Below are 4,966 nucleotides of genomic sequence, written 5' to 3'. Positions count from 1 at the left end.
TTTAATATATACCAAAGGAATATTTTCTCTTTAAATTTTGTTTATTTTCTATTCAAAACAAAACAAAACAAAACAAAACAAAAATCTCTGTATCACCTTATAAAAGATCTAACTTAGATTTTTATTTCGGTATTAGTCGGCATTAATAATCGAAATTTAGATTAACTCATATTGCTTTTTAGCTTATTTATCACGATGAAGGCTGTTTACAATTGTATTTGTAAGAACTACACTATTTATTGTTCTCAACGGGGTGCCATTAGGGCTGAGAATGTTAAGTGATTTAATGTAACCCGTCGAACCTGAACTGGATCATGCCAGCGGAGGGATTTGAGTTATCGTTTTTGCTCAAGCCTTTTGTCTTTTATTCACTATGTTGGGGGACAAAATGTTTCATATTAAATTTTTATTATCCTGCTTATTTGTTACTTTTTTCTTTATTAATTCAGCTAATGCACAACCAACATTGACTGTTTATAGTTATAATTCCTTTATGTCACAATGGGGGCCGGGTGAGTCAATCAAACGAGGTTTTGAAGCACAATGTCATTGCCAGCTTGATATTATTACTATTGGTGATGGTGTTTCGATCTTAAACCGTATTCGATTGGAAGGTGATAGAACCAACGCCGATGTTGTTTTAGGATTAGATAATAATTTGCTAGAACAAGCAAAAATGGCGAATATTGTGATACCTCATCAAATTACCAAACCTGATAATCTTAATACAGATTGGTGGGACAGCGATTTTATGCCTTATGATTTTGGGTATTTTGCTTTTATCTATAATAAAGATAAGATTAAAAATCCACCTCATAGTTTACATGAACTTGTCGATAATAAACCAAATTGGAAGATTATTTATGAAGATCCAAGAACCAGTACACCGGGGTTAGGTTTACTGTTTTGGGTTAAAAAAGTATATGGTAATGAAGCTAATACTGCGTGGGAAAAAATAGCTAAAAATACCATTACTGTAACTAAAAACTGGGGTGAGGCTTATAGTATGTTTTTAAAAGGTGAAGCTGACTTTGTCTTAAGCTATAGTACCTCGCCAGTTGCTCATATAATGAATGATAATAATCATCGTTATGAGGCGGCTATTTTTGATGAAGGCCATTATCGTCAAGTTGAAATTGCAGGGATCATCAAATATACCCAACAACCGCAACTAGCTCGAAGTTTTTTACGTTATCTCTTAACCTCAGCAGTACAACGTCAATTTGCTGAAAAAAATGTGATGTATCCAATTGTTAATACCACCTTACCAGAGGCTTATGAACAGATTAATCCGATTGATAAACCGTTAGAGTTTAGCTCAGCTCATGTAGAAAAAAGTCAAAAAACGTGGTTACGCGAATGGCAATCTGCTGTGAGTAAGTAAATTAATTAGGTCTGATGTTAAATTTTAAAACATTAATTCCCGGTTTAAGTGTTGCTAGCATAATTTTAATTATGCTAGGCACTGCACTTGGATCTCTTTGTTTTTTTGCCATTCACACAGATAATTCAGCTATTTATTTAGATAGTTATCTGATTCATATAATTTGGATAACTGTTTATCAAGCCATATTATCTACCTTGCTTTCTGTATTTTTTGCGATTTTATTAGCTAAAGCATTATCAATGATTAATTTTCGTGGCAAATCATGGTTATTGCGAATTATGCCTATTACGTTTATTTTACCGTCTTTAGTCGTGGTAACCGGACTATTATCTGTTTATGGTCAGCATGGTATTGTTACACAAATCTTCCATTATTTTAACATGCCTTTTTCTTTGTCTATCTATGGATTACAAGGGATATTATTAGCGCATCTGTTTTTGAATTTCCCTTATGCCTGTTGTTTATTTTATCAGACAATAATAAGTGTACCCATAGAGCAGAAACAACTTGCATCTCAGCTTAATTTTACTAACTTTGATTTTTTTAAATTGGTTGAATGGCCGTTAATACGGCGTCAATTATTACCTATTGCATCTTTAATTTTTATGTTGTGTTTTTCTAGTTTTGCCATAGTACTTGCATTAGGGGGCGGTCCCAAATATACGACGATCGAAGTGGCAATATATCAATCAATTCGCAGTTTTGAATTGATACAAGCTGTACTACTTTCGGGGATACAGTTGTTGTGTTGTCTTGTTTTTATGTGGATGATGCAAAAAATTAATCGTATCAAAAAACTAAATGTTCAGTTTACCAATAAGGAATATAACTTACCTGTTTCTAATATTTTGCAAATCATTAGTGCTGTAATAGTTGTGTTAGGAGGGTTATTTATTCTTATGCCGATGATAACCATACTGGTCGAAGGGATCTATGCTTTCCAGTTCTCATTACTTACTGCGACGTTTAAACAGGCGATGATGTATTCAACTATAATTGCCTTAGGTTCGGCAATCATTGCCATAATTTTGGCTTGCTTGCTGCTTTGGACTAACAGCCGATTACTTGTGATTGGGCAGATTACATTGAGCAATCATTTTATGCTAGTCGGTTCGTTGATCTTAGCTATTCCAAGTATGGTTTTAGCATCCGGTCTTTTTTTATCACTATTTGATTATGTCAAGAATTCTGTAGTTATTTGTCTATTGATGATATTTTGTAATGCATTAATGGCGTTACCTTATCTATTAAAAAATCTAGCTACGCCCATGTATGATATAACCTCACGTTATTGGCAACTGACTCAATCATTAAGTATTTCGGGTTTTAAACATTTTTATTTAATTGAATTTAAAGGATTAAGACGCTCAATAACCATGAGTTTTGCTTATGCAACTATTTTATCTTTAGGTGATTTTGGTATTATTGCGCTATTTGGTGGACAAGGGGTAATCACCTTACCTTACTATTTATATGAACAGATATCCCATTATCATCATCAACAAGCAACAGTGACAGCTTCGTTTTTGTTAGTGTTATCATTCAGTATATTGGTTGTGATAGATTATGATCGAACTTAAACAAATTAATTATCAATATGATAATTTAGATATGTACTTTGACATAGGAATAAATCCAAAGGAACGTGTGGTTATTGTTGGTCCTAGTGGGGCAGGAAAAAGTACATTATTAAGTTTGATTGCTGGATTTATTTTTCCTGAATCAGGGGAAATTATTCTCAATAATCAAAATGTCACCGCTCAGCTTCCGGCAAAGCGACCTGTTTCAATGCTGTTTCAACATAATAATCTATTCAGTCATTTTACGGTTGAACAAAATATTGCACTGGGAATTAAACCTTCTATAAAAATAAGTTCTACAGAGCAGGAGATTATTGGTGATATTTTAGCAAAAGTTGGGCTGGAAGGATTTACAAAACGTTATCCGGATCAGCTTTCGGGCGGACAACGTCAGCGAGTGGCATTGGCTAGATGTTTGATTCAACGCCGTCCCATTTTATTATTAGATGAGCCTTTTTCTGCGCTCGATCAGGCGTTACGGTTTGAAATGCTTGAATTGGTTACGCAGATCTGCACTGAATTTAATTTGACTTTAATGATGGTATCGCATTATCTTGATGACTCACTCAGTTATTTTTCACGTTGTTTAGTCATAGATAATGGGAAAATTATTTTTAACTCTTCACCTAACCAACTGACAGAGCCAAAAAATAGACCCATTGCAAAGTTATTGGGGCTTAATCATTAAGTGAAAGTTATGCATGATTAATCTATAATTAGCTAATAAAATTATATAGGAGGTAAAATATGTATAACTTTGATAAGGCATTGAATCGATTAGCTCAAGGATCATCGAAGTGGCAACAAATGATTGCTGATAAACCGGATGTATCCCAAGATGTATTTCCATTTTCAGTTGCTGATGTCGATTTTTTACCTCCGCCTGAATTAGTTAAATCGATGCAACGTTTTGTTGGTGAAGCTGTTTTTGGTTATACCAATGCAACACAAAGTTATTACCAATCAGTGATAGATTGGATGCATAAGAAACATCATTGGTCTATCGAAAAAGATTGGATAGTGCTTTCACCCGGCGTTGTTCCTGCGATTTATAACGCAATTAAGACTTATACTCATAAAAATGATGGCGTTATTATCATGCCTCCTGTCTACTATCCATTTTCGGCTAGCATCGAAAACACTAAACGAAAAGTCATAAATAACCCTTTAAAAATAAGTAGTAATGGTAAGTATGAAATTGATTTTGATGATTTGGAAGCCAAAGCCCGTGATCCGCAAAATAAATTGCTCATCTTTTGTAGTCCGCATAATCCTGTTGGCCGTGTTTGGCTTAAGCAAGAGTTGAATAAGGTAGGGGAAATCTGTTTGAAACATAATGTGTTAATCATCTCCGATGAGATCCATTTTGATTTGATTATGCCTGAATATCAACATCATGTATTTGCCACATTATCTGAAAAAATTAAAAATAATGTGATCGTTTGTACTGCGCCAAGTAAATCTTTTAATCTGGCAGGTTTACAAACTTCAAATATCATTATTCCCAATGAGCAATTAAGACAAAAATACCAAAATTATATTAATCAAAATGGTTTTCATACTTTGAATATCTTCGGCTTTAAAGCTTGTGAAATTGTTTATAATGAGTGTGAGCAATGGCTTGAGCAATTTATTGCGTTGATTTATAAAAATCATCTCATCGTTAAAGATTTTTTTGCTAAAAATCTTCCTGATATCGTAGTTTATGATTTAGAAGGCACTTATTTACAGTGGTTAGATTTTCGTAGTTTAGGTATGAAACCAAAAGCTTTAGAACAGTTTCTAAAGCAAGAAGCTGAATTGTTTTTTGATGAAGGTTATATTTTTGGTCGTCAAGGTGAAGGTTTTGAACGTATTAATATTGCTTGCCCAACAGCTATTTTACAAGCTGGATTAAATCGTTTATTACTGGCAATGCAAAAAAGAATGCAGCAACAAAGTAACTAAACTATATATATTTTTTTGTTCTTTTAGTTACTGTTTTTTTATGAAGCTTTGC

General features: G+C 33.4%; 4 protein-coding genes and 1 riboswitch. All 4 genes read left to right on the top strand.

What is annotated here, in order from left to right; translation table 11 throughout:
* Nucleotides 1-239: 239 nt before the first annotated feature.
* Nucleotides 240-347: riboswitch (TPP riboswitch) on the top strand.
* Between the two features lie 41 nt (nucleotides 348-388).
* From thiB to A9G11_RS05710, 4 genes are read left to right on the top strand one after another with little or no spacing between them, the layout of a single operon-like run.
* Complete coding sequence (gene thiB, locus A9G11_RS05725; protein ID WP_065618543.1) at nucleotides 389-1,384, top strand: thiamine ABC transporter substrate binding subunit; 996 nt, start codon at nucleotides 389-391, stop codon at nucleotides 1,382-1,384.
* 14 nt (nucleotides 1,385-1,398) lie between these two features.
* Complete coding sequence (thiP, locus tag A9G11_RS05720; RefSeq protein ID WP_065618542.1) at nucleotides 1,399-2,967, top strand: thiamine/thiamine pyrophosphate ABC transporter permease; 1,569 nt, start codon at nucleotides 1,399-1,401, stop codon at nucleotides 2,965-2,967.
* Nucleotides 2,954-3,655, top strand: a complete 702-nt coding sequence (thiQ, locus tag A9G11_RS05715; protein ID WP_065618541.1) for a thiamine ABC transporter ATP-binding protein ThiQ — start codon at nucleotides 2,954-2,956, stop codon at nucleotides 3,653-3,655. Before thiP ends, thiQ begins: the two co-directional genes overlap by 14 nt.
* Before the next feature lie 59 nt (nucleotides 3,656-3,714).
* Nucleotides 3,715-4,914, top strand: a complete 1,200-nt coding sequence (locus A9G11_RS05710; RefSeq protein ID WP_065618540.1) for a MalY/PatB family protein — start codon at nucleotides 3,715-3,717, stop codon at nucleotides 4,912-4,914.
* The last annotated feature ends 52 nt before the right edge of the window (nucleotides 4,915-4,966 follow it).

The organism is Gilliamella sp. wkB108, assembly GCF_001690195.1.
GTDB lineage: Bacteria > Pseudomonadota > Gammaproteobacteria > Enterobacterales > Orbaceae > Gilliamella > Gilliamella apicola_L.
Note: the sequence above shows the minus strand (reverse complement) of the source record. Positions and strands in the feature narration are given on the sequence as shown.